The 23,788-nt window shown below is 69.6% G+C and carries 24 protein-coding genes; 17 read left to right on the top strand and 7 right to left on the bottom strand.

Annotation, left to right across the window (positions count from 1 at the left end):
- Positions 1-7: 7 nt before the first annotated feature.
- Complete coding sequence (locus tag EBN03_RS22695; RefSeq protein ID WP_407671220.1) at positions 8-1,429, bottom strand: glyceraldehyde-3-phosphate dehydrogenase; 1,422 nt, start codon at positions 1,427-1,429, stop codon at positions 8-10.
- 227 nt (positions 1,430-1,656) lie between these two features.
- Between EBN03_RS22695 and EBN03_RS22690 the strand changes: the two genes are divergently transcribed.
- A complete protein-coding gene (locus EBN03_RS22690) occupies positions 1,657-2,676 on the top strand; it encodes an SMP-30/gluconolactonase/LRE family protein (protein WP_233608551.1) in 1,020 nt (339 codons plus the stop codon).
- 66 nt (positions 2,677-2,742) lie between these two features.
- Here EBN03_RS22690 and EBN03_RS22685 read toward each other — a convergent pair whose 3' ends face one another.
- The 3 genes from EBN03_RS22685 to EBN03_RS22675 form a co-directional block, all read right to left on the bottom strand.
- Positions 2,743-3,615: a hypothetical protein gene (locus EBN03_RS22685; RefSeq protein WP_199742926.1), complete on the bottom strand. Its 873-nt coding sequence runs from the start codon at positions 3,613-3,615 to the stop codon at positions 2,743-2,745.
- Between the two features lie 106 nt (positions 3,616-3,721).
- A complete protein-coding gene (locus EBN03_RS22680) occupies positions 3,722-4,165 on the bottom strand; it encodes a hypothetical protein (RefSeq protein ID WP_147471675.1) in 444 nt (147 codons plus the stop codon).
- Positions 4,166-4,240: 75 nt separating this feature from the next.
- Positions 4,241-5,497, bottom strand: coding sequence for an MFS transporter (locus tag EBN03_RS22675; protein WP_233608550.1), 1,257 nt, complete (start codon positions 5,495-5,497; stop codon positions 4,241-4,243).
- Positions 5,498-5,693: 196 nt separating this feature from the next.
- On the opposite strand from EBN03_RS22675, the gene EBN03_RS34285 reads away from it, so the two are divergent.
- The 15 genes from EBN03_RS34285 (at position 5,694) to EBN03_RS22595 (ending at position 19,027) form a co-directional block, all read left to right on the top strand.
- The gene (locus tag EBN03_RS34285) at positions 5,694-6,347 is read left to right on the top strand and encodes a TMEM175 family protein (protein ID WP_158675712.1); all 654 of its coding nucleotides are present in this window, start codon (positions 5,694-5,696) and stop codon (positions 6,345-6,347) included.
- Between the two features lie 80 nt (positions 6,348-6,427).
- Positions 6,428-7,360 (top strand): SGNH/GDSL hydrolase family protein, encoded by a 933-nt coding sequence (locus tag EBN03_RS22665; RefSeq protein ID WP_122190122.1) that lies wholly within the window; start codon positions 6,428-6,430, stop codon positions 7,358-7,360.
- 104 nt (positions 7,361-7,464) lie between these two features.
- Positions 7,465-7,812 (top strand): iron chaperone, encoded by a 348-nt coding sequence (locus EBN03_RS22660; RefSeq protein WP_122190121.1) that lies wholly within the window; start codon positions 7,465-7,467, stop codon positions 7,810-7,812.
- A 200-nt stretch (positions 7,813-8,012) separates the two neighbouring features.
- On the top strand, positions 8,013-8,360 hold the full coding sequence (locus tag EBN03_RS22650; RefSeq protein ID WP_147471674.1) for a hypothetical protein: 348 nt from the start codon (positions 8,013-8,015) through the stop codon (positions 8,358-8,360).
- A gap of 48 nt (positions 8,361-8,408) precedes the next feature.
- Positions 8,409-9,332 (top strand): MlaE family ABC transporter permease, encoded by a 924-nt coding sequence (locus EBN03_RS22645; RefSeq protein WP_407671216.1) that lies wholly within the window; start codon positions 8,409-8,411, stop codon positions 9,330-9,332.
- Positions 9,332-10,162 carry an ABC transporter permease gene (locus EBN03_RS22640; protein ID WP_122190119.1) on the top strand — a complete coding sequence of 277 codons (831 nt, stop codon included), beginning with the start codon at positions 9,332-9,334 and terminating at the stop codon, positions 10,160-10,162. Before EBN03_RS22645 ends, EBN03_RS22640 begins: the two co-directional genes overlap by 1 nt.
- A gap of 4 nt (positions 10,163-10,166) precedes the next feature.
- On the top strand, positions 10,167-11,339 hold the full coding sequence (locus tag EBN03_RS22635) for an MlaD family protein (protein ID WP_122190118.1): 1,173 nt from the start codon (positions 10,167-10,169) through the stop codon (positions 11,337-11,339).
- Positions 11,339-12,343: an MlaD family protein gene (locus EBN03_RS22630; protein WP_122190117.1), complete on the top strand. Its 1,005-nt coding sequence runs from the start codon at positions 11,339-11,341 to the stop codon at positions 12,341-12,343. The genes EBN03_RS22635 and EBN03_RS22630 overlap by 1 nt, the downstream gene beginning before the upstream one ends.
- The gene (locus EBN03_RS22625; protein ID WP_233608548.1) at positions 12,331-13,371 is read left to right on the top strand and encodes an MlaD family protein; all 1,041 of its coding nucleotides are present in this window, start codon (positions 12,331-12,333) and stop codon (positions 13,369-13,371) included. The genes EBN03_RS22630 and EBN03_RS22625 overlap by 13 nt, the downstream gene beginning before the upstream one ends.
- Positions 13,371-14,474, top strand: coding sequence for an MlaD family protein (locus EBN03_RS22620; protein WP_122190115.1), 1,104 nt, complete (start codon positions 13,371-13,373; stop codon positions 14,472-14,474). The genes EBN03_RS22625 and EBN03_RS22620 overlap by 1 nt, the downstream gene beginning before the upstream one ends.
- On the top strand, positions 14,471-15,532 hold the full coding sequence (locus tag EBN03_RS22615) for an MlaD family protein (protein WP_122190114.1): 1,062 nt from the start codon (positions 14,471-14,473) through the stop codon (positions 15,530-15,532). Before EBN03_RS22620 ends, EBN03_RS22615 begins: the two co-directional genes overlap by 4 nt.
- The gene (locus EBN03_RS22610) at positions 15,529-16,485 is read left to right on the top strand and encodes an MlaD family protein (RefSeq protein WP_122190113.1); all 957 of its coding nucleotides are present in this window, start codon (positions 15,529-15,531) and stop codon (positions 16,483-16,485) included. The genes EBN03_RS22615 and EBN03_RS22610 overlap by 4 nt, the downstream gene beginning before the upstream one ends.
- A 12-nt stretch (positions 16,486-16,497) precedes the next feature.
- Positions 16,498-17,262, top strand: a complete 765-nt coding sequence (locus tag EBN03_RS34645) for a hypothetical protein (RefSeq protein ID WP_199742925.1) — start codon at positions 16,498-16,500, stop codon at positions 17,260-17,262.
- A gap of 175 nt (positions 17,263-17,437) precedes the next feature.
- The gene (locus tag EBN03_RS22600) at positions 17,438-18,010 is read left to right on the top strand and encodes a class I SAM-dependent methyltransferase (RefSeq protein WP_233608574.1); all 573 of its coding nucleotides are present in this window, start codon (positions 17,438-17,440) and stop codon (positions 18,008-18,010) included.
- 96 nt (positions 18,011-18,106) lie between these two features.
- On the top strand, positions 18,107-19,027 hold the full coding sequence (locus EBN03_RS22595; protein ID WP_147471673.1) for a hypothetical protein: 921 nt from the start codon (positions 18,107-18,109) through the stop codon (positions 19,025-19,027).
- 41 nt (positions 19,028-19,068) lie between these two features.
- On the opposite strand, the gene EBN03_RS22590 is transcribed toward EBN03_RS22595, so the two are convergent.
- Positions 19,069-21,234 (bottom strand): phosphocholine-specific phospholipase C, encoded by a 2,166-nt coding sequence (locus tag EBN03_RS22590; protein WP_122190269.1) that lies wholly within the window; start codon positions 21,232-21,234, stop codon positions 19,069-19,071.
- A 105-nt stretch (positions 21,235-21,339) separates the two neighbouring features.
- A complete protein-coding gene (locus EBN03_RS22585; RefSeq protein WP_147471672.1) occupies positions 21,340-21,963 on the bottom strand; it encodes a hypothetical protein in 624 nt (207 codons plus the stop codon).
- Between the two features lie 439 nt (positions 21,964-22,402).
- On the opposite strand from EBN03_RS22585, the gene EBN03_RS22575 reads away from it, so the two are divergent.
- Entirely contained in the window at positions 22,403-22,663 is a 261-nt protein-coding gene (locus EBN03_RS22575) for a hypothetical protein (protein ID WP_122190108.1), read from the top strand.
- Positions 22,664-22,688: 25 nt separating this feature from the next.
- On the opposite strand, the gene EBN03_RS22570 is transcribed toward EBN03_RS22575, so the two are convergent.
- The coding region (locus tag EBN03_RS22570) for an HNH endonuclease signature motif containing protein (protein WP_147471671.1) at positions 22,689-23,788 on the bottom strand (1,100 nt) is incomplete at its 5' end.

The following is a 23,788-nucleotide window of genomic DNA, read 5'->3' as shown; positions in this document are numbered from 1 at the left end:
GGGCCGGTTACCGCGCGTCGCCGCCGGCCGGCACCAGCGCCGCGTCCGCCGCGGAGAGCTGCGGGTAGGTCGGGTACTCGATCCCCGAGATGTACTGCACCGTCCGCACCACCTGGCACGAATAGCCGAATTCGTTGTCGTACCAGACGTAGAGGATCGCGGTGTCGCCGTCGACGATGGTGGCATTGGCGTCGATGATCGACGCCGCGCGCGAACCGATGAAGTCGCTGGACACCACGTCGGTGGCGGCCGTGTAGTCCAGATTGCGGCTCAACGGGCCCGACAGCGAGACCTCACGCAGATACGCCAGCACCTCGGACTTGGTGGCCGGTCGCTCCAGCTGCAGGTTCAGGATCGCCACCGACACGTCCGGGGTGGGGACCCGGATCGAGTTCCCGGTGATCTTGGCCTTGAAGTCCGGCATCGCCTTCGCCACCGCCGACGCCGCACCGGTCTCGGTGAGCACCAGGTTGAACGGCGCCGACCGGCCGCGCCGGTCCGCGGAATGGAAGTTGTCCAGCAGGTTCTGGTCGTTGGTGAACGAGTGCACCGTTTCGACGTGACCGCGCACGATGCCGTACTCGTCGTCCATCGCCTTCAGCGGCGGGACGATGGCGTTGGTGGTGCAGGAGGCACAGGAGAAGATCCGTTGCGTCAGGTCCTGCGCGCGGTGGTTGACACCGTGCACGATGTTCGGCACGTCGCCTTTGCCGGGGGCGGTGAGCACGACCTTGGCGATGCCCGGCCGCAGGTGCTGTTCCAGGCCGGTGCGGTCGCGCCACTTGCCGGTGTTGTCGATCAGGATCGCGTCGTCGATCCCGTACTCGGTGTAGTCGATCGAGGCCGGGTCGTTGCTGTAGATGAACTTGATCACGTTGCCGTTGGCGGTGATCGTGTCGTTCTCGGTGTCGACCTTGATGGTGCCGTTGAAGTGGCCGTGCACCGAGTCGCGGCGCAGCAGCGACGCGCGCTTGACCAGGTCGTCCGCGCTGCCCCGCCGGACCACCACGGCCCGCAGGTTCAAGCCGTTCCCCGAGCCGACCTTCTCGATCAGCAGGCGGGTGACCAGCCGGCCGATCCGGCCGAACCCGTAGAGCACCACATCACGCGGACCCTGGGGCGCCGCCTGCGTGCCGATCACATCGGCCAGTACGGCGGCGGTGAAGTCGCGCACCGACAGCCCGCGCTCGTCGGCGGTGTACGCCATGACCAGCCGGCCCAGGTCGACCTTGCACGGGCCCAGATCCAGTTCGCTGAGCGCCCGCAGGAAGGGCAGGGTCTCGTCGACCGACAGCTCGTCGCCCTCGATCTGCCGCGCGAACCGGTGGGTGCGCAGGATCGAGATGACCGACTTGTTGACCAGCGAGCGGCTGTGCAGCAGGATCGTCACACCCTTGTCGCGGTACAGCGTGCCGATGATCGGGATCATTGCTTCCGCAGCGGCTTCTTGAGCGTTCCAGCGGTCGAGTTGCTCGGTTGTCAACTTTGGATCCTCGCGGTCGTGGGGTTTCGTCGGTATGTCCAGATTAGAGACCTGCGGGATATCACTGCGGGCGGCTACCGGGCGGTGAGATCGGCCGGTGGGAATCCACCGCGGTGGGGGTCCGGCTGCGGAACCGGATCTGCGCGCGCGAGCGGCGATCCATACTTTATGTCGTGACCGACACCGCCGAACTCGGCTCTCGGATGGAACCCGTGCGCTGGCAACCGCCGGCCGCCCCCGCGCGCGCCCGGCAGAAGGCCAGCGTGCCACCGCTGCCACCGATCCGGCGGATCGAGTTGCCCGCCGCCGGCCCCGAGGACGTGGTTTTGGGCGCCGACGGGTTCGTCTACGCGGGCATCGAGAACGGCGACATCCTGCGGATCGACCACCTCGCCGGGACCGTCGAACGGGTACTCGGCACCGGGGGCCGGCCACTGGGTCTGCATGCGGGACAAGACGGTTCGCTGCTGATCTGCGACGCGTACCGCGGGCTGCTGCGCTGGGACGGGACGGGTGACTCGGTCGAGGTGCTGGTCGGCAGCGTCGACGGGCAGGCCCTGAACTTCGCCAGCAACGTCGTCGCCGACGACGACGGGACGATCTACTTCACGACCTCCTCGCGGCGCTGGCCGCTGGACCGGTACCTGGGCGACGTGATCGAGCACTCCGGTACCGGCCGGCTGCTGCGCCGCACACCCGACGGGACCGTCGACATCCTCGTCGAAGGCCTGCAGTTCGCCAACGGGGTCGCGTTCACGCCCGACCGGCAGTCGCTGATCTTCGCCGAGACCGCCGCCTACCGGCTCAGCCGCTACCGCCTGCACGGTCCGGGCGCCGGGACCCACGAGATCGTGCGCGACAACCTGCCCGGTTTCCCCGACAACATCGCGCTGGGCAGCGACGGGCTGATCTGGGTGACGCTGTTCGCGCCCCGGGACCGGCTGCTCGACACCCTGTTGCCGCTACCGGGCGTACTGCGGAAACTGTTGTGGCACATACCAGATCGCTTGATGCCCGCACCCGAGCGGACCGCCTGGGTGCTCGGCGTCGACCCGGACGGGACGATCGTGCACGACCTGCAACGGCCGGGCACCGACTACGCGGCGGTCACCGGCGTCGTGGAACACGACGGCACGCTGATCCTGGGCAGCCTGCACGAAACCGCCGTCGCGGTCACCTCCGTCCCGAGCTGACACCGCTTCGCCCCGAACAGGTTCGGTGGGCGTGGTGCCGGGACGCGCCCGGCACCACGCGCGAGATCAGCTCGCCGCCACCGTGATCGCGGCGGTGTGCAGCACACCGCCGGTCCGGAACTGCAGGAACAGCCGCCACTGACCCGGCTGCGGCAGTTCGGCCTCGAACTTCAGGGTCGGCCCGCCGTGGTCACCGTTCACCGCGTCGCCGGGGTGCAGGTGCGCGAACGCGAGGTCGTCGCGGCGGAACGCGGTGAGGTGAGCGTAGGTGTCGAGGTAAGGCTGCAGGTCGGTGACCGGCTTGCCGTCGCGGCTGATCGTCACCGTCAGCGGATGACTCATGCCCGACATCAGCTGCGCGGTGTCGAGGGTGACGGTGTAGCCCTCCACCTCGGTGGTGGTGGCCGGCTCGGGCAGGGTGACCGGGGTGGCGTCGCCGGCAACCGTGACCGGCGCGCTCAGCACCAGCGGAACGGCCTTTCCGGCCGCGTCCGTGGTGATGAAGGAGGCGTAGGTGCGGTAGCTGCCCGGCTGCAAGGCGGCCAGTGGCGCGGTCCAGGTGCCGTCGGCGGCCATGGTGCCGTGCACGTGCTGGAACCCGCTCAGGTCGTCGCGGATCAGGTAGAAGTGCATCAGCTGGGTCTGGTCCGGCTGGAAAGCGGTGACCGGTTTGCCGTCGGGGCCGGTGATGGTGAACCGGAAGTCCACCGGCGCACCGGCATTCGCGGTGGTCGCGGCGGGAACGAAGGTGAAGCCCGCGGACGTGGCCGAAAGGCCGTTGCCGGTGGGCATATCCATGCCGGGCATGCCGGACGCGTGCAACGCGGAGGTCGGCGAGCTCATGCCGGGCATCTCGGAGTGGTCGGAACCGCAGGCCGCCAACAGGATTGCGGCAGTGGTGGCGACGGCGGCGAAAACCAGGGTTCGGGTGCGGAACATGTCGGTGTGCCTTTCCGAGCGCGACTCGGGGCGCGCTCGAGGGTGGAGGTGGGTTCGGCTCGGCACCGCGCCGGTCCCGGAGACGGGAGCGGCACGGCCGGTTCGATCACCTCCGCGACACGCAGAGATCGATGAGTGTTCGCGCACCACCGCGGGGTGGCGGGCCGCGATAGCCGGGTATCGCCACCCGGCCCGGGATGCGGAATGCCATCGGCAGCGCGAACAGGGTGATCAGCGCCGCCAGCAGCAGCAGGCCCGCGTCGCGCGGCGGCAGGTTCGGGACGCAGATCTCGTGCGCGGCGCGGTGCGCGGACCGCGCGAGCGTGCTCACGGTCGCGTGTTCTGCGACCCGGGCGGCCGAGACCGCCGGTTCGACGCTGTGCATGGGCATCGCCGCGGCCTGGATCGTGGTCGCGCCCATGGTGTGCGCCGCCGTCGTCGCGCCGCCGGCGCAGCCGCTGGTCAGGCCGTGCATCGCCAGCGCGCCGAACACGACGGCCAGCACCAGGACCAGGCGGGCGCGCAGGCGCAACGGCATGCTGTCTCGCACGGGCCCTCCTGTCCGGTCGTCGGGTGCGACGGCGTCCACCCTACCCCCAGAGGGTATACAGGGGCGAGGCGGCGGTCAGCGCACGCCGCGGACCTGCAGGATGACCACGCCGCCGCCGAGCGCGAAGAGTCCGGCCACGACGAACAGGGCGCCGAAACCACCGCTGGCATGGACGATTCCGGCGCCGATCAGCGGTGCGAGGGCCTGGGGAACCGCCATCGCGATATTCATCACGCCCAGGTCTTTGCCGTTGTGCTCGGCGTCGGGGAGCACCTCGGTGGCCACGGCCTGGTCGATGGCCATGAAGCAGCCGAAGCCGGCGCCCATCAGCGCCGCCGCCACGTAGGCCGCCGGCAGGTTGACCATGGTGGTCAGCAGGACGGCCGAGAGCGCCTGCAGCAGACCGGAACCCAGGATGAACGGCTTGCGCCGGCCGATCCTGTCCGACAGCCACCCCGCCAGCGGCGACGCAATGATCACGCCCGCCATGTAGATGGCCGTCATCAGCAGCAGTGCGGTGTCGGGGTCGCTCGCGCGCAGGCCGAACTGGAGGAAGAACAGCAGCAGCGAGGTGCCCAGCGCGTTGCCGATGTTGACCAGCACGCGGCCCGACAGGGTCCAGCGGAAGTCCCGGTGCCGCAACAGGTCCAGGACGCTCTCGGTGCTGCGCGGCGCGACCGTGACCGGGGTGTCGCCGCGGGTGAGCACCAGCGGGGTCACCAGCACCAGCAGCGCTATCGCCAGGAAGACGTAGCCGGCGACGATCCCGAGTCCCGCCACGCTGACCACGGCCACACCGGTGATGATGCCCAGCGCCTGCGGGGTGGAGATCCAGCTGGACACCACACCGCGCTGCTCGTGCGGCACCTGGTCGCTGATCATGGCGGTCACCGCCGCCGACACCACGCAGAACCCGATGATGGCCAGGCTCCAGCAGACGGTGATGCCGGCGAAGGTGTGCTGCACGCCCAGTGCCAGCAGTGCCACGGCGAACAGGGCACTGCCGGCGACTGTCCACGGGCGCCGGCGTCCGAAGCGGCCGGTGGTCCGGTCGCTGAGGGCGCCCGCGACGGGGAAAGCGATCAGTGCGCAGATCGCCGACACCCCCGATACCAGCCCGAAGTCGACGACCGAGCGCTGCCAGGTGCTCTCGTCGGCGGTGTCGCCGATGCCGAGCAGGTGGTTCACCTGCAGTGGGACCAGCAGCTGGAACGGGGTGAGCTGGGCCAGCCAGATACCGAGCCACGCCAGGGCGAATCCGCTGATCCAACGGCGGGAGACGGGTGGTAGCGGGGCAGTGGTGGCAGCTGTCGCGCCGATGGGTTCGATCACCTTGTGTTCCTCGTGTGCTGCCGCGGTGCCGACTCACCCGCTGTCTTGGTCGCTCGTCCAAGTTAGCGCAGTGGCGGTCACATGTCCGGAGAAAGGCAGAGTTCGCCTTGCTCGCGCATTTAGTACCACGTTTGCGCTCGCGAGGCGGGCCGTGCGGTCCCCGGTGCAATGCCAGCGGGCACCGGATAATGCACCCATGCAGTATCCGGACTCCGTCACCGCCGACCTCGAGGCGCGGCCGGCCGACACCACCCGCGTGGAAACCTTCAGCGACGGTGTCATGGCCATCGCCATCACCCTGCTCGTGCTCGAGATCCGCCTGCCCGACACCGGGACCGGCGACCTGTTCCACCAGCTCGTGGCGCTGTGGCCGAGTTACCTCGCCTACGCCGGCTCGTTCCTCACCATCGGCGTGCTCTGGCTGTGCCACCACCGCTTCTTCGGCCGCATCCGACGAATGGACGGACTGCTGCACACCGGCAACCTGCTGCTGCTCCTGGCCGTCGCGTTCCTACCGTTCCCGACCGCGGTGCTGGCCCACCACCTCGAGGACGGCGGCTGGAACGCGCGCGTGGCCACCGCCTTCTACGGCGTGATCGGCGCCCTGCAGGCGGCGACCTGGTTCGTCATGTGGGTCGCGCTGCGCCGCAACCCCGACCTGCTCGAGCCCGGGTTCGACGCCGAGTACGCGCGCCGCGAGGCCATGCAGGCGATCATCGGATTCGTGGCCTTCGACGCCATCGCGGCGATCGGCCTGCTGGTGCCGGTGCTCGCGCTGGTGCTGTATCTGGCCGCCGTGCTGGGGTACGGCTACTCGAGCACCCGCACCCGAGTGTTCAGCCGCGGCTGAGCGGTGCCCCCGGAAACGGGGGCTGTCGGAGCGGCGCCGTGTCGCCTATCTTCCTACGGACACGCGAAACATGCTGCTGGATGGGAAGTTCGATGAAGAGCTGGGCACACCGGATCACCGGGCCGACGGTCGCGGTCTGCCTGGCCGCGGGGGTGGTGGCCGCCGGCACCGCGACCGCGGATCCCGCCACGGACGGCGCCGCGCTGGTGGCACTCGGCGACTCCTATTCCGCCAATGCCTACGACTGGGTGCAGGGCGAGATCTTCGGTACCGCGCACTGCGTCCAGAGCGACACCTCCTGGCCGGTCCAGCTGCGCGACCGCATGGGCCTGACCGCCGCGGACACCGCGAACCACGCCTGCGCGGGCGCCTCGGTGGACACCGGCCCGGGATACACCGCCGCGCTCGAGGCCCGCGACGCCGCGCAGGACGGCGCCTTCGGCCCCGGAACCCGATTGGTCACACTGCAATTCGGGATGAACGACACCTGGGGTGGCACGCGGCAGACCATGTGGAAGGCCATCGGCCAGTGTGTCCTGAACGTGGTCGACGGCTGCGCCGAGGACGCCGTCGATCAGGGCCGCATTCCCGACCACCGAGCCGTCACCGGTCCGGCCTACGCCGACCGGATCCGGAACGTGGTCGACTACATCCGGTACTACGCGCCGAATGCCCGCATCGTGTTCGTGGGCTACCCCGAGATCGCCGCGCCCGGATCGAATACCGTGTGCCTGAACCTGTTCGGTGTCGCGCCGATCGTGCAGTCCCGGGCCGGCGCGGCACTCGAGTACTTCGACGCCGTCGACCGCGCCCAGCGCGAAGCGGCGGGCCTGCTCGGCGTCGAGTTCCTGGACGCGCGCGCCCTGACCGCCGGCCACGGCCTGTGCTCGGATCGGCCGTGGCTCAACGGGGTGGTGGACCCGCGCGCCGACGCGTCCGGCCTGCCGTTCCATCCCTCGGTCCAGGGTGACGCCGTGCTCGCGAACGCGTTGTACGACATCGCCGTTCAGTGATCCGCAGCCCGGTTCAGGGTGCGGCACCCCCGGCAGCGCTGATTCGTGCCGGGTCGGTCCTAGACTGGTCCCCGCTCCGCCCGCGCCCGACAGCAGGAGGATCCATGGCCGAGGAACCCGCGACCGTCGACGCCTACATCGCCGGTTTCCCACCGGCCGTGCGGGATCGGCTCACCGAGATCCGCGAGGTCATCCACCGGGCGATCCCGGCGGCGACCGAGGCGATCAGCTACAAGATTCCGGTGTTCCGGCTCGACGGCCGCAATGTGGTGTTCTTCGCCGGCTGGAAGGACCATCTCAGCGTGTATCCGGTGCCGGAGGGGGACGCGGAGTTCGAGGCGGCGGTCGCGCCCTATCGGTCCGGCCGCGGCACACTGAAGTTCCCGCTGGACCGGCCGGTGCCCTACGACCTCGTCGCAGGGGTCGCGGTTCGGCTCGCGCAGCGCGGATAGCCGCGAATCAGGTCAGGCCACCGGCTTTTCCGTGGTCAGCATGGTGCGGCGCAGGTGCTGGATCAGGGCGAGGATCCGCTCGGTGGTGGCGTGCTCGGGATCGGTGAGGCGCAGTTGCAGTAGTTCGCGCCCCGACGCGTGCAGGATCCGGGCCGTGTATTCGGGGTCGGGCAGCCGACGACGCCACCTGCGGCGAACTGGTGCGCTCCACCATGGCCGCGTACCTGCGGCCGGAGCGGTCGTGGTTCGACCGCGCCGCCGATGCCGTCGAACGCAGTTGGAGCCGGGTGTTCTTCCTCGGCTTCTGCGGCGGCAGTCGGAGTGCGGCCGCCCGCATGGGCGCGCCCTTCGGCGCCGGCGACGCGCTGCGGATCGCGATCACCGCGCCGTTCGTGCTCGGCCGGTTCCTGCTGATGAGTGTCGCGGCCACCCGCCCGGCGCTGCGGGGAGTGGCCGACCGCTACGCCACTCGCGTGATCCGCAAGCGGCTGACCACCTACGGCGTCGCCGAGTTCACTACCGATCCGCACTCGTACCCGGCGGGGTAGACCGCTTGCCGTAACGACCGGTAACTCACTGGACAGAGTTCCAGATTTATGTCCGGAATGTGGTCCACGTCATGTAGCGTCCCCTTCGGTATCAATGGGGAGGCTACCGTGGATTCGGACGAAACAGAGGGCGCGGGCCCGCCGCTGACAGTGAAATCGACTGCGACGCAAGCGCTCAGGCAGAACTTCGCCGGCACCGTACTGTCCAGTACGGCCACGCTGGGCCGCGCGCTGCGGATGGGGACCGAGGCCGTGGTGCTCGGTGTACGCGACGCGGTCGGCCTGCGCTTCCAGGTGCACGAGACACTCACCCAGGCCTGGTTCCTGATCCGGGTCACCGCACTGCCGAGCGTGCTGATGGCGATTCCCTTCGGGGTCATCGTCTCCGCGCAGGTCGGCAATATCGTGTCCCAGCTCGGTGCCGACTCGATGATCGGCGCGGCCGGCGGCATGGGCGTCATCAAACAGGGCGCCCCGATGGCCACCGCCATGCTCCTCGGCGGCGCCGGTGCCGCGGCCATCGCCGCCGACCTCGGCGCCCGGACCATCCGCGAAGAAGTCGACGCCATGCGCGTGATGGGCGTGGATCCCGTACAGCGCCTGGTCGTTCCGCGCATCGCGGCCATGATGCTGGTCGCGCCGCTGCTCAATATCGCGATCATCTTCATCGGCGTCGTCTCCGGATTCACCGTCGCGGTCACCGCGCTCGGTGTCACACCGGGCAGCTACTGGGACTCCTTCGGCGCGTTCGCCGCCCCGATCGACGTCTGGGTCTCCCTGGTCAAGTCCATGATCTTCGGCTTCATTGTGGTCGTCATCGCCTGCCAGCGCGGGCTGGAGGCCAAGGGCGGACCGCGCGGCGTCGCCGACGGCGTCAATGCCGCGGTCGTCATGTCGGTGGCCGCGGTCGCGGTGCTCAATACCGCGATCACCCAGGTGGTCACGATGTTCGTCCCGTTGCGGATCGCGTGATGGCGCTGCGTTGGCGCCTGGAACGGGCGCAACCGCTGGCACCGATCGAATCGATCGGATTCGTCCTCGGCTTTTGCTGGCAGGTCCTGTCCTCGGTGCCGTACACGCTGATCCACTACCGCCGCCAGACCGTCGAGACGATCACCGACATGACCTGGGGGCGTGGCTCGATCATCGTCGGCGGCGGGGTGGTGCCGCTGATGCTGTTGCTGGGCGGCGCCATGGGCGCCTCGATCGGCATCGAAGCGTTCAGCGCGCTGAATCTGCTGTCGCTGGGCCAGCTCACCGGGCTGATCTCCGCCTTCGGCGTCACCCGGGAGCTGGCGCCGATCGCCGCGGGAGTCGGGTTCGCCTCCCAGGCCGGCTGCCGGATGACCGCCGAGATCGGTTCCATGCGCATCTCCGAGGAGATCGACGCGCTCGAATCGCTGGGGATCCGATCCGTGCCGTTCGTGGTGACGACCCGAGTCATCGCCGGAATCGTCGCTGTCGCACCGGCATTCGTGGTCGCGCTGGTGCTCTCCTACTTCTCCTGCGCGCTGGTGGTGACCAGTGTGCACGGCACCCCGTCGGGCACCTACAACCACTACTTCGATCAGTTCGTGGTCGGCTGGGACGTGATCGCGGCAACCCTCAAGGTCGTGATCTTCGCCATCGCGATCGTGCTGATCCATTGCTATCAGGGATATTTCGCGACCGGCGGGCCCGAAGGAGTGGGCGTGGGATCCGGTCGCGCCATCCGGGCCAGTCTGGTCGCGATCATCGCACTCGACATGGTCGCCACCATCGTCCTGTGGGGATTCCGGTCCCCGATCTCGTTCGGAGGGTGACGCCGTGCCCGTCTACGCCCTGCCCGGAACCGCGATCGGCCCCCGCGGTTCCCGCATCCTCGGGACCTGCGCGATCGTGCTCGCCGTGGCCGCCGGTGCCGGCTGGAAGGCGATGCCGCACTCGGCACCGGCCGACCGGATCGATATCGCGCTGGTCGTCGACCATGTCGGCGAGGGGATCGCGGCCGGCACCGACGTCCGCCTGGACGGCGTGCGGGTCGGCACGGTCAGTGCCGTCGACCTCGCCGCCCGCGGCACCCGGCGAATCGAGCTGGCGCTGCGGCGATCTCAACTGTTCGGGCTGACCGACGCGGTGACCGCCGACTACGCGCCCGGCAACCTGTTCGGGATCAGCACCCTCGACCTGCACGCCAATCCCGGTGGCACCGAACTGCGCGAGGGCACGGCGGTGGATCTGACCGGCGCGGCCGCGAACCGGGTCGCCGACGCCACCCTGTCGGCCCTGCTGACCTCGACCGGCAAGCTCACCGACGACGTACTGACCCCGCAGCTCACCGAGGTGCTGCGGCAGGTGTCGCACGATGTCACGGCGTTCACGCCGCTGCTGCAGGCGATCGGCGCCACGGTCCGCGCGGCGGTCGAGACCCAGCAGCTGCCGCCGTCGTACCTGCTCGACCGCTTCGGGTCGGCGCTCACGGGCCTGCCCTCGATCCTCACCGGTGGCCTGACCATCCTGAAGTCGGACTACGAGAACAAATATCTGGCCTCACCCGACCACATCCGGGACTACGGCGGGCTGTGGGTGGGCGTGCAGGACCAGCTGTTGCCGGTACTGAAACAGCTGCTCGACGCCGCCCAGCCCGAGTTCGGCGATCTGGTTCCCGTTGCCGCCGCGCCCTTGCGGCAGGTGGCGGCGGCGGTGAGCACACCGCAACGCTCGGCGGGGCAATTGAGCGAGCTGCTCGACCGGGTGGGTCGCTCGTTCCACGACACACCCGACGGTCCGGTGGTGGACGCCGACGTGAATCTCGACGTGGTCCCCGGGTTGGCCGGACCGCTCGCGGCTTTACTGGGCTCGGCGCCCGGTCCGGCGCTGGGCACACAGCCGGAAGCGGCGACAGGCACACAGCCGGGAGCGGCGGCGGGCGCACAGCCGGAAGCGGCGACAGGCACACAGCCCGCGGCGGGCTCGCAACCGCAGGCGGGTGAGCGCTGATGTCCACACGTTCCCTGGCGATCCGGGTGGCCGCGGCGGTCGTCTCGATGGTCGTGGTGCTGATCGGTGTGTTCCGGCTGATCGAATCACCGGTCAGCGGCGACTCATCCACCTTCACCGCCCTGTTCACCGACGCCAACGGGCTGCGGCTCGGCGACGACGTGCGGCTCTACGGCGTGCGCGTCGGCAAGGTCGGTGACGTCGCGCTGGACGGCGATCTGGCGAAGGTACGGTTCACCGTCACCACGAACCATCCACTGTTCGACGGCAGCCATATCGCGATCAAATACCAGAACCTCACCGGCTACCGGTATCTGGAGATCCAGCCGCCCGATCGGCCCGGTGACCGCCGCGATCCGAAGCAGGTGTTCCAGCCCGCGGAGACCGTGCCGTCCTTCGACATCACGACCCTGTTCCGCGGCCTGCAACCGGTCCTGGCGGAACTGTCGCCCGCGGACCTGAACCGGTTCGCGACCAGCATGCTCGCCGTGATCCAAGGCGACGGAACGGGATTGGGCCCGGCGCTCGGCGCCATCGACACCCTGAGCCGCTACGCCACCGACCGGCAGGCCGTGATCGGCACCCTGGTCACCAACCTCGGGCAGGTCGCCGACCATCTCGGCGGGAAGTCCGGCGAGGCGATGAAACTGCTCACCAACCTCACGAACCTGTTCGTCACCATCACCGAAAAACTGCCCGGCCTGGTCGAATTCGCCGAGCAGATCCCGCCGGTGCTGCGCCCGCTGCAGGACATGCTGTCGGTGCTCGGGGTCACCGGGCACCGCGACCGAGACCTGGATGCCGCGCTGCGCAAGGCTTTTCCCGATCCGGCCGACGCGGTGTCGGTGTTCGACCGGCTGCCGGGCCTGATCCAGGCACTGACCCAAGCGATTCCGGTGACCGGCCCGGACGTGGACCTGACCTGCGCGCACGGCCCCACCGCGGCGCCGGCGCCACTGCAACTGTTGATCGCCGGGCAGAGGATCGTCGTATGCCATCGCTGAGTATGGGCGCGAGCCGGATTCGGCACCGGGTCCGGCGGACCCGCACCGCCGGCCGCGAGACCGCCGCCGACTTGCGCTGGGGGATAGGCGGACTCATCGGCGCGATCCTGCTGGTCGTCGGCATCGGCATGGTGTATGTCGCCGAAACCGACTCCGGCCGAACCTATTCCGCGGAACTGGCCTCCGCCGGTGCGGTGCGCGCGGGTGACGACGTCCGCGTCGCGGGCATACCGGTGGGAAAGGTGACCGCGCTGACCCTGCTGCCCGACCGGGTGCGGATGACGTTCACGGTCGCCGGCTCGGTGTTCCTCGGCGACCGGACCGCGGTCGACATCCGGATGCTCACCGTGGTCGGCGGCTACTACGTGGCCGTACAGCCCTCGGGTACGAAACCATTGGGCGCCAACGTGATTCCCGAGGACCGGGTCACCCTGCCCTACAACCTGGCCCAGACCTTCCAGGACGCGGTGGCACCGGTGCGCGGGATCGACGGCGACACCCTGCGCCGGGATCTGGCGGCGGTGTCGGCCTCGATCGGCAAGAGCCCCGACGCCGTGCGCGCCGCGGTGCGGGCCGCCGGAGACCTGGTGGGTGTGCTGGACAAACAGAACTCCGACATCTCGCGCACGCTGTCGATGACCGACGAATACCTGAGCGCCTTGCGCGCGAACGCCGATGTCCTGTCCCGGCTGCTGACCAACCTCGCCGGCATGGAGACGATCATCAAGAACGACAAGGTGGTGGTGGCGCAGGCGCTCAACGATCTGGCCGACATCGTGCAGGAGCTCTCGCCGCTCGGCCACGCCTGGGACGCGTCGCTGAAGCAACGGGCGCAGCCTCTGGCCGACACCGTCCCGCAGCTGCGGGAACTCGGCGACCGCCTCGGCGCGCTGCTGGATTCGCTGCAGGCCTTCGAACAACGACTGCTGACGCTGGCGCCGCCCGGTGCGGGGCCGGCGGTCGACCAGTCGGCGGCCACGGTGACGTTGCCGGATATCTGTGTACCGGTCCCGGGGGGAGGCTGTTGATGCTGGAACGTGTCCTGCGATCGCGCGGCGCCATGTCGGCGACGGTGATCGTCACTCTCGTCCTGGCGGGCGCGGCTGGGCTGAAGCTCGGCCGGCCGGATCCGCCGACGCGCGCCTACTGTGCCGAAATGCCGGACAGCATAGGTCTTTACCGCGGCAGCGCGGTCACCGTCATGGGTGTACAGGTCGGCCGGGTCACCGACATCCGGCCCGACGGTGCCACCGCCCTGGTCCGGTTCACCGTGCGCGCCGACCGTAAGCTGCCCGCCGATGTGGGGGCGGTGACCGTCAGCGACACGCTGATCGCGGACCGCAACCTCGCGCTTGTCGGTGACGAACCATCGGGTCCCGGTTGGGATCCCGGCCACTGCATCACCAAAACCCTGACTCCGAAGAGCATGTCGGAGACCTTCGCCGCCCTGGCCGCGCTCGCCGACCGGCTCGACGGCGCGGGGGACAGCGCCCAGCGCACCGCCCTCGGCGACGGGCTCGACGCCCTCGATCGCGCCACCACCGGCACCGGCGATTCGATCAACGCCGTCGTCAACCAGCTGAGCCGCGCCCTGGCGGCCCCCGACGCCGGCATCGGCCACCTGGGCGAATTGCTCGATGCCCTGGCCGAACTCGCGCACCGCGCCCGCGGCGGCTGGTCGAATATCGAGGACACGGTGACCGGGCTGACGCAGGCGTTCGCCGATATCGACTACATCGCCTTCCCGCCGATCATCCGGCTGGTCGCGAACCTGGACGGGCTGCTGCCCGCGGCCAACGACCTCATGGTCATGTTCGGCTCGCCCGCGCTGCGGGGCCTCGACTCGACGCGGAACCTGGCGCACCTGATCGCCGCCGATATCGGCTCGCTGTCGGAGATCGTCGCCTTGGCGCCGGCGATCGCCGCCGGCTTCACCGCGTCCATCGATCCGGGCACCGGGCAGCCGTCGATCGGCTACGCGCCGCCCCGGGTCGCCCTGCCGCAGCCGCAAGCAGACGGGATATGCGCTGTGCTGCAGTCGGTGACGGGCGAAGGGTGCCGCAGCGCCGCCGATGGCGCGGTGGCGGTTCCGGCGCTTCCGGCACTGCTCGGGGCGGTGAGTGGACGATGAAGCGAAAAGCGTTCGCCGTCACGGCGCTCGCCGTCCTGACCGCCGGTTGCGATCTCGGCTCCGGTGGCCTGCCGCTGCCCGGCACCACGACGAGCGGTCCGAGCTACCACCTGCGGGTCGAATTCGCCGACGTCCTCAACCTGCCGCAAGGCGCGACCGTGATCTCCAACGGGGTGCGGATCGGCCGCCTCACCGGGATGACCGTCGTCGACCAGGCGCCAGGCGCCGACCGGGCGCACAGCGGGTACGTCGTCGCCGACGTGGCGATCCGCAGCTCGGTCCACCTGCCGGTCGGCACCACCGCCGCACTGCGGCAGGAGACACCGCTGGGCGACGTGCACATCGCGCTGACCCCGCCGGTGGGCGCGACCGCACCCGACCTGCCGCCCGACGCGACCATCCCACTGGCCGACACCAGCAAGTCACCCCCGATCGAGGACGTCCTCGCCGGGCTGTCGACCTTCGTGGGCAGTGGGGCGATCACCGATATGCAGCACATCGTGCGCGACGTGAACGGCGTCCTGCCCGCCGATCCGCGCGACACCGCGCACCTGTCCGGGCTGGTCGGCTCAGATCTCACCGACCTGGGCGACCACCTGGATTCGGTCGACCACCTGCTCGATGGCCTGCAGGCCACCGTGGACGACGGCCTGCGGGCCAACACCTCGTTCTTGGACGAACTGCTGACGCCCTACGGCGTACAGCACACCACCGACGTGGTGAACGCGGAGATCGGGGTCGTCTTCGTGCTCACCGCGCTCGGCCCGGTCGCCCCCGCTACCCGGTGGCTGGCGCCCCTGGTGCAGTCGCTGGACGACGCGACCCGGGCGGTGGTGCCGATGTTGTTCGGCAGCAGCGTTTTCGACACCGGCTCGCCGTCGAACCTGAACAAGCTCGTCGATCTGCTGCAGCATCGGATCATCCCGTTCGCGCAGGCGCCGAAGGTGAATCTGCGTGGTATCACGGTCGATCCGCCCGCCGGAACCTCCGCGGTGTCGGCCGAGGAGCAGACCGGTCGCATCGTGGACACCCTGCGCATGATCGGAGCAGTGCGATGAATCTGCGTGGGGCCGTGTCTCTTTCGGCGATCGCGACGGTATTGGTGGTGGGGATCGGCTACATGTCGGTCGGTGTGCTGCACCTGGATCCGCGGCGCTCGTACCTCACCGCCGATATGCGCCTGGACAATTCGGGCGGGCTGGCCGTGAATTCGCCGGTGCTGTTGGTCGGGGTACAGGTCGGGCGGATCGAATCGGTCAGCAAGCAGGCGTCCGGCGCCCTGGTCCGGCTGCGGATCGACGACCGGTACCACATTCCGCTGTCGAGCGCGGTGCGGGTCGAGCAGCTGTCGGCGCTCGGGGAACCGTACGTGGAATTCGCGCCGGAATCCGCCGACGGGCCGTACCTCCGTGACGGACAGACGATTTCGACGAACCGGATCCGAATGCCGATGACGATCACGGCGCTGTCCGCGAAGGTGGTCGAACTGCTGGAACAGGTCCACCCAGAGACGGTCGCCGCGCTGGTGAGCACCTTCGATCACGCGCTCTCCGGCACCGACGCGGCGGTGCAGACCCTGCAGCGCTCGACCTCGCTGCTGGCCGCCACCCTGCTGAGCCGGACCCCCGAGCTCCGCCGATTGTTCGCCGACCTGCAGGCAATGGGCGCGAACATGGACTGGCTGGGCCCCGCGCTCACCACCGCCGGCCCGCCCTTCGGTTACTTCGGCGCCACCCTCAGTCAGATCGTCGAGGGCGGTGCGACGCTCGTCGAGAGCCGGCCGGTGGAGGGCTATTTCACCGGTGACGGCCTGGTCCCGTTCCTGACGAAACTCACCGACCTGGTGCGGCAGCTGGGACCCGACGCCGTCCCGGTGACTCCCGCGATCGCACCCGCGATCGCCGACGCCGAGCATTCGGCGCCCGCTCTCGATATCGGCACTCTGCTCAAGCAGGCACTGCAGACCGTCGACCCGGACGGCACCGTGCATGTCCACATCGCCCTGAAGTAGGTAGGACAGAAGATGGGAACCATAGCGACACCAGGTATCAGCGGCACCGAGTCGGACGCGGAAGGCGTCGAGACCGAGCCCGCTACGGAAGGCGGTAGCCCCGCCGAGCCGGAGGGCTTGCCGCGCAACGAGAGTGAGTCCGATCCCGTCGCGGATGCCGAGCAAGCCGCGTCCGATCAGGGTGCGGTGGAACGAGAATCCCGCGCCGATGCCCCTACTGCCCGGCCCGCTCGTGGTGTACGCGATCCGCAGCCCCGCAGTATCCAGATCCGCCTGTCCACCGTGCTCACCGCCGCCGCCGTGGCGATCCTGCTGGTCGTGGCGGCCGTGTTCGCGTGGCTGTACTTCGCGGCCGAATCCGAACTGTCCGACCGTGATTCGCGTGCGGCCGACGATCGGCACGCCGAGCGGGTCGCCACCGACTACGCGCTGGGCGCCTCGACCATCGACTACCACGACGTGAAGTCCTGGTCCGAGCGGTTGAAGGCCGGTACGACTCCGCAGCTGTCGGCGAAGTTCGACGCCACCGGCCCGCAGCTGGAGCAGATCCTGGTGCCATTGCAGTGGACGTCCAAGGCGTCCCCGCTGTCGGCCACGGTCACCTCGGAGTCCGCCGGCGTCTACAAGGTGAATGCCTATCTCGACGTCACCTCGACGAGCGCCCAGACCCCGGACGGCGCCCGCACCACGGTGACGTATTCGCTGACGATCGACCGCAATTCGGGCTGGAAGATCACCGACGTGGGTGGGCTGCAGAACACGCTGCCCGGCAAATAGTGTAGCCCGGACAGTTGTCCGGACTGTATTCCAAACCGTGTGTTAGCGTGGCCGCATGGAGCGGGTAGACGACAAGACGGCACAGCCGAACCGGGACAACGCCGTCGGCCTGCGTCCGGCCGGCGACGCGTCCGGTGCGGATCTGCTCGCGCTGGCCGAGCAGGTCACCGGCTTCATGCCGCCCGAGGAAGGTCGTGCCCTCTACGAGGCCGTCCGCGCCCACGCCGGTGCGGGAACCGTGCTCGAAATCGGCACCTACTGTGGCAAATCCGCCATCTACCTCGGTGCCGCCGCCCGCGAGACCGGTGCCACGGTGTTCACCGTCGACCACCACAGCGGCTCGGAGGAGCACCAGCCCGGCTGGGAGTACCACGACACGTCCCTGGTCGACCCGGTGACCGGCGCCTTCGACACTGTGACCACCTTCCGTCGCAATATCGTGCGCGCCGGCCTCGCCGACACCGTCGTCGGGATCGTCGGCGCCTCCGCCACCGTAGCCCGGATCTGGCGTACGCCACTGCGACTGCTGTTCATCGACGGCGGCCACACCGAGCTGGCCGCCCAGCGCGACTACGACAACTGGGCGCACTGGGTCGAATCGGGTGGCATCCTCGCCATCCACGACGTCTTTCCCGACCCCGCCGACGGTGGTCAGGCTCCCTACCACATCTATTGTCGTGCACTGGATTCCGGCGACTTCCGCGAACTGTCGGTCACCGGTTCGCTGCGCCTGCTCCAGCGAGTGTGACCGGAACGGCTGGAAATCGTTGCGGCCGTACCGAATTGTCTGATTGATCCGGTCGATCGGGCTCCCCGCGCCGATCGCGGCGGGCATAGTTGGCGTGTGGGAGAGGTGACGGAACACCGTTCGGCGGTGTCGATGCTGGAGGCCCGCCTCGACTACGACCCGCCGGTCGTCGTCCGGGCCGAGGACATCGACGAGGCGCACGAGCGGTGGCCCCGGAACGAGCTGATCTGCCGGTACTGCGACATACCCGTGGTGGCGGTGCCGTCGTATCGCACCGAGACCCAGGGCGTGCACCGGGCGCACTTCCGGCGCAAGCAGAAGCACGATCATCGGCCGGAGTGCCTGTTCGACGTGGACGAGCGCGTTCGGGCGCTGCAGCAGGCGGCGGACGCGATTCTCGTGCGGGGCGATTCGGCTGATCACACGCCGGAAGGCTTCGCGCACAAGGAAACTCACGTCGATATCGGCGCCGGGGTGCGTGTGGTGGCCGAACAGCTACCCGGACTGCTCGATTCGGCGGCGCGGATCGCGGCCCTGGTGACGCACTACCTCGACCACCGCATCGACCCGTACACCGAATGGCGTGTGCCCGGGTCGGGGGACCAGGTCGAGTGGACCGATTTTCTCTATGTCCCGCAACGAATCCAGATCCTGCGCCGCCGGCTCGAACACCACGGCCCGCTGCTGCGGCATCCGGTCGCGGTGATGTTCCGGCCGCGCACCGGCGGTGCGGTGCTGGGCCGCGCGCTGCCCTCGGGCGACCAGCCCACCGAGGGATATCGCTCGACCTACCCCGAGCCGTTCGAGCCGGGCGGCCCGTTTCCGCCCGAGATCGTGATCGAGGGCGACTACGACGTCGTCGATCGGGCCTTCCTGCCCGGCCTGAACCGGCACTACCTCGGCTACGGCATGTGGCGGCTGGTCGGGCCCGCCCGGTGCCCGACCCTGCGGTTGCACCACGAAGCCCAGATCGTGCCGATGCCATCGGATCCGGAGCCGGGACCACTGCACGGATGACGCCGGCGGCTCGGGTAGCGCCTACCCGAGCCGCCCGACCCTCAGCCGGTGACGCTCGGCAGCCCGTTCTCCAGGTGCCCGGCGAAGTGCCGGATCCACCCCGCGCTGCCGGGCAGCGTGAGTGTCAGGTCGTACCAGCCGTTGTCGGCGGTGGCGGTGATCTGCTGTTGGTTGCCCGAGACCGGACCCGCCGTCCCACCCGACACCGTCACCGGGACCGAACCCTGCACGGTGACCACGAACGCCGGCTGCGTCGTCCCGGTGACGGCCGCCGATACCGCCGGCCCCTCGCCGGCCGCACCGGCCGCCTCGACGAGGAAGCCGTTGGGCCCGTGCACCGCGACATCGTAGGGCCCGCCCGCGCTGAACTGCTCCTGCCCGGTCGCGCCCGGCAGCACCAGCGTCTGGCGGATCTCGTTCGCGTGGTAGGCGTAGGTCTGGAACGACATCGCGGCGTTGCCCTGATTGCCGAAACGCACTGTCGTGGAACCGGTCGCGGTCTCGACCCAGGCCGTGGGCTGGTACGGCAGCGGGCGGGCCTTGGCGGTGCCGGGTTCCTGCACCGGGGGCTGCTGGGTGCCGGGCGCGGGCGGCGCCGGCTTCGGCTTGGCCGCGTCCCCGGCCGCTTGGGCGCGCAGCGAATTCGCGTCCGGGAGCAGCGGAATGGTGGTGTCGCTCGATCCGAAGTCGAAGCAGCTGGTCAGGTCGCCGCACACCGCGCGTCGCCACGGCGAGATATTCGGCTCCGCCACCCCGGTCCACTGTTCGAGGAACCGCAGCACCGAAGTATGGTCGAACACTTGGGAATTGACCCACCCGCCGCGGCTCCACGGCGAGATCACCGTCATCGGCACGCGGGGGCCCAGCCCGATCGGCATCGGCCCGGACAGCAGCTGACCCGCCGCGTCCACCAGCGACGCCGCCGCGGCCGAACCCGTCGCGCTCGAACCGGAATTGAGCATCCCGGCCAGGGCCGAGCCGTTGAGGATCTCGCCCGGTGTGCCCGGCGGCGCGGTGGGCGGCACCAGGTGGTCGAAGAAGCCGTCGTTCTCGTCGTAGTTGATCAGCAGGATCGTCGACGCCCACAGTTTCGGGTTGTCCCACAACGCTTTCAGTACTCGCTGCACATAGGCGGCGCCGTCGGCGGGCCGTGCCGCCGGATGCTCGGAGTAGCCGTAGGGCGCGACCACCCACGACACCTGCGGCAGCGTGTTCGCGGCGCAGTCGCCGATGAACTGGGCCAGCACGTAGTCGACGTCGGTGCCGGTCACTCCCGCCGGGGCCGGTGTCATCCCGGTGCCGGTGAGGTTGGCGCGGTCGGCCAGCTGCTTCACCGCCGGATCCGTGGAATTGAACGCGTCGTGATAGGCCTGGAACAGCCACAGCGGGTTGTCGCCGTAGTCGCCGAGGAAGTCGCCGCCGCTCTGGTTGTTCGAGTACACCTGCCAGCTGACGCCGGCCTGCTGCAGGCGTTCCGGGTAGGTGGTCCAGTTGTAGACGGGCTTGTAGTCGGCCGGGTTGCTGGTCGCCGGGCCGCCCGCGGCGCCGGCCGGGTCGATGGTTCCGGTCCAGTGGTAGAGCCGGTTCGGTGTGGTCGGGCCCTGGATGGAACTGAAGTAGTGGTCGCACACGGTGAACGCGGAGGCCAGCGCCCGATGGAACGGGATGTCGGTCGCCGTCAGATAGCCCATCGACATCTTGGATTTGGCGGCGAGCCAGGAGTTGTAGGCGCCACCGTTCCAGGCGACGTGGGTGGTGTTCCAGTCGTGTGGCAGATCGCCCAGGTCCTGGCCGTCGACCTGCAGGGTGTCCACGTGCCAGGGCAGCAGGAAACCGGTGCTGCTGAACGCGTCCGGCTGATGGAACACATTCCGGCTCGGCCCGCCGGCCCCGCTGCCGGTCGCCGAACTGCCGGCGCTGCCCGTGCCCGATCCGGTGGCGCTGCCACCGGCCGAACCGGTCCCCGCGGATCCGCTGCCCAGGTCGGCGCCGACGCCTCCGGTGCTCATACCGTCGGTGACCGCCTGCAACACCGCGTTCGATCCGCCCGGCGGCAGCCGCAGCGCGCGCCGGTCCCCGAAACCGCGCACTCCGGCCATGGTGCCGTAGTAGTGGTCGAACGAGCGGTTCTCCTGCATCAGCACGACCACATGCTCGACCTGGGAGAGGCTGCCCTGCTCCCGAGGCTGTCGCAGGGCCTCCGCCATCCCGTCGGGCATTCCGGTCACCCCGGCCAGCCCGGCCGCCAGCATCCCGCCCAGGACAGTCCGCCGGTTCGTCACGGCAGCGCGTTCCATTATCCGAATCTCCGATCAGCTCAGCAGCTCACCGAACATGAATACCGTCGCCGATGGGCCGGTGCGGCCGGAACGGACAATTAGCTGGTCATTCGCCCGATCAGTGGGACTGGCCAGCTCAATGGGACTCGCCAGCTCAACAGCCGTGCCCGATCCCGACCGCAGACCCGTCGACCCACCGCACCGGGCACCTGAGCGCAGCGCCGCTCCGGGCGAGACCGGAGTCGACGGCCGCCACCAACACATCCGCGCGGGCCCGGCCCAGCACCGGCCGCAGATTCGTCCGAACACGCAGATCCGGACCCGGTCCGGTGACGAACCGGCAATCCACATCCGTGCTGCCGGCACCGCCGACTGCGCCACACCGGAACACTCGTGCACGGGCTCGGCCAGGCCGTCCTGCGTGTACGAGACGAAGGCGTCCGGCTGCACCGGCACGGCTCCCGGCGGGAGCGTGATCGTCACGAACGGGTGCGGCGTGACCTTCACCGTCGTGATCGCATCGCACGCCGACGAGCACACCGCGGGCCGCTGGCTGAAGGTGCTGTCGACCTCGATCTCGGAGTCGGTGGCGTCGTCGAGCGCACCGACCACCGGCCGCAGGTCTCGATAGAACGCCGCCACCTCGTCGCCGCTCATCGGGGAGAGCCGAACATCGAAGTCCGCCTCGGCGACCCGATCGACCCGGTTTCCGCTGACATATGTCGTCACCGCCCCGCTGACGACCGCCGCGGACCGGTGATCGTCGACATGACGGTCTCCCCGACCCGAACCGGCCGGCGACCGTCGGCCTCAGGGTCCAGGCTCCGGGCGAGCGTCGCCGGATTCAGCGCGTCCGCCATCGTGAATCTCGGCTCGCTGACCTGCCGGTTCGCCTGGCGCGCCGCGTAATTCGGCGATGCGCCACCGGCCATCCAGGCTTCCTGGCTCCCACGCTCGAAGGCCTTGCCGCCGATCTCCAGCAGAGAAATCGTGTTCCCCCACCGACATCCATGGTTCCCGACAGGTCACCGGCCGCGGTCACCCGCACGTCGATATTCGCGTTCTTCCCGTCCGGCCCGGCGACACGGCCGATGTAGTGCTCACCGGGCGCATTGACCAGCGCCAGCTGCGCACGCTGCAACTGCTCGCGAGCCGCCTGCTCGGGCGACTTACGATGCGCGAAGACCCACCACCCGGTGGCGGCGGAAATACCCGGCAGCGCAACGACACCGAGCGCCACCCAAACCCATTGCCGCCGCATCCACACCGGACCCGCACCCGACTCGCCCGGCGAAACCGCGGCCCCCGCCTCGGCGACGGCACCACCTTCACGCGGCTGGTGTCCAACCTCGTGTGACTGCTCCGCGACCTCGGCCGCATCGCTACCTGTGGGCGCTACAGAACTCTCGCGCGTCATCCCCACCCCGGTACAACATTCCGCGGGGCGTCGCGGAGCGAGTGGCGCAGAACAGGTGTCGGTGAAGTGCCCTCGCCGGCTGTGGCCGCGGGGGAGGGGCGATCGATGGAGTCGGCGCACCACCGTCCGCCGGGGTCCGGAGACGGAGCGAGCCGACCGGACTCCTTTGGCGGCACAGGATTTCGGCGAGTAGTCGGTCGGGGTGGTGGCGGTGGTTAACTCTCGGAGTCTGGGCGGGATCCCACGCCGGCGGAGCGATCCAGCCGACCCGGCCCGGGTAGCGAGTTTCGGGGCCGAGAGTGACTGTCCGCCATCCCTGTTCGGTGCCATCGACTCGGGCGTGGCAGTGATCGCAGGCGAGTACCAGGTTCTCGATGTCGGTCGAGCCGCCGTCGGCCCACTCGCTCACGTGGTGGACCGCGCACATGCTGGCGGGCGCGTCGCAGCCCGGGCGGGTGCAGCCGCGTAGGGATGCGGTCAACGCCAAGCGTTGTGCGGGTGAGGCGAGGCGTTTGGTGCGTCCCATATGCAGTGGGAGGCCGCTATGGTCGAAGACCGCGAGGAACGGGCGGGATCGCTCGGCTAGTGCCAGTGCGTCTTTGATCGGGACGGTCCCGCCGGTGGCGGTGGTCGCGACTCCGGTCTCGTTCTCCACGTCCTCGACGTTGATGGTGAGGATGCAGGTGACGGGCAGGCCGCGGTGTGAGCCGAGCCGGTCGGTGACGATTCCCCATTCCAGCAGGGCCCGGATGGCGTCGTGGGTGCGCTGGGGTGCGGTGCGGTCGTCGCGTTCGGCTGCGGCACGCAAGGTTTCGGGGTCGACCGTGTCGGGGTCGGTGAATGATGAGGCGGCGTCGTCGGGGTTGGCGACGCCGGGCCGGGAGTATTTGCCCAGCAACGGATCCAGGAATGCCCGCAGTTGCGGGGTGATCAGGCCCGAGATCGGGGAGAGTCCGTCGGTGCCTTGTTTGCCGATGGTGATGCCGCGTCGGCGGTTGCGGTCGGTGTCGCTGGAGAGTGTGCCGTCGGGGTCGAGGTAGGCGATGAGCCGGTCACCGATCTTGC

The organism is Nocardia stercoris (genome assembly GCF_003696265.1).
Taxonomy (GTDB): domain Bacteria; phylum Actinomycetota; class Actinomycetes; order Mycobacteriales; family Mycobacteriaceae; genus Nocardia; species Nocardia stercoris.
The sequence above is the reverse complement of the archived record's forward strand: the minus strand, read 5'-3'. Positions and strand labels throughout refer to the sequence as shown.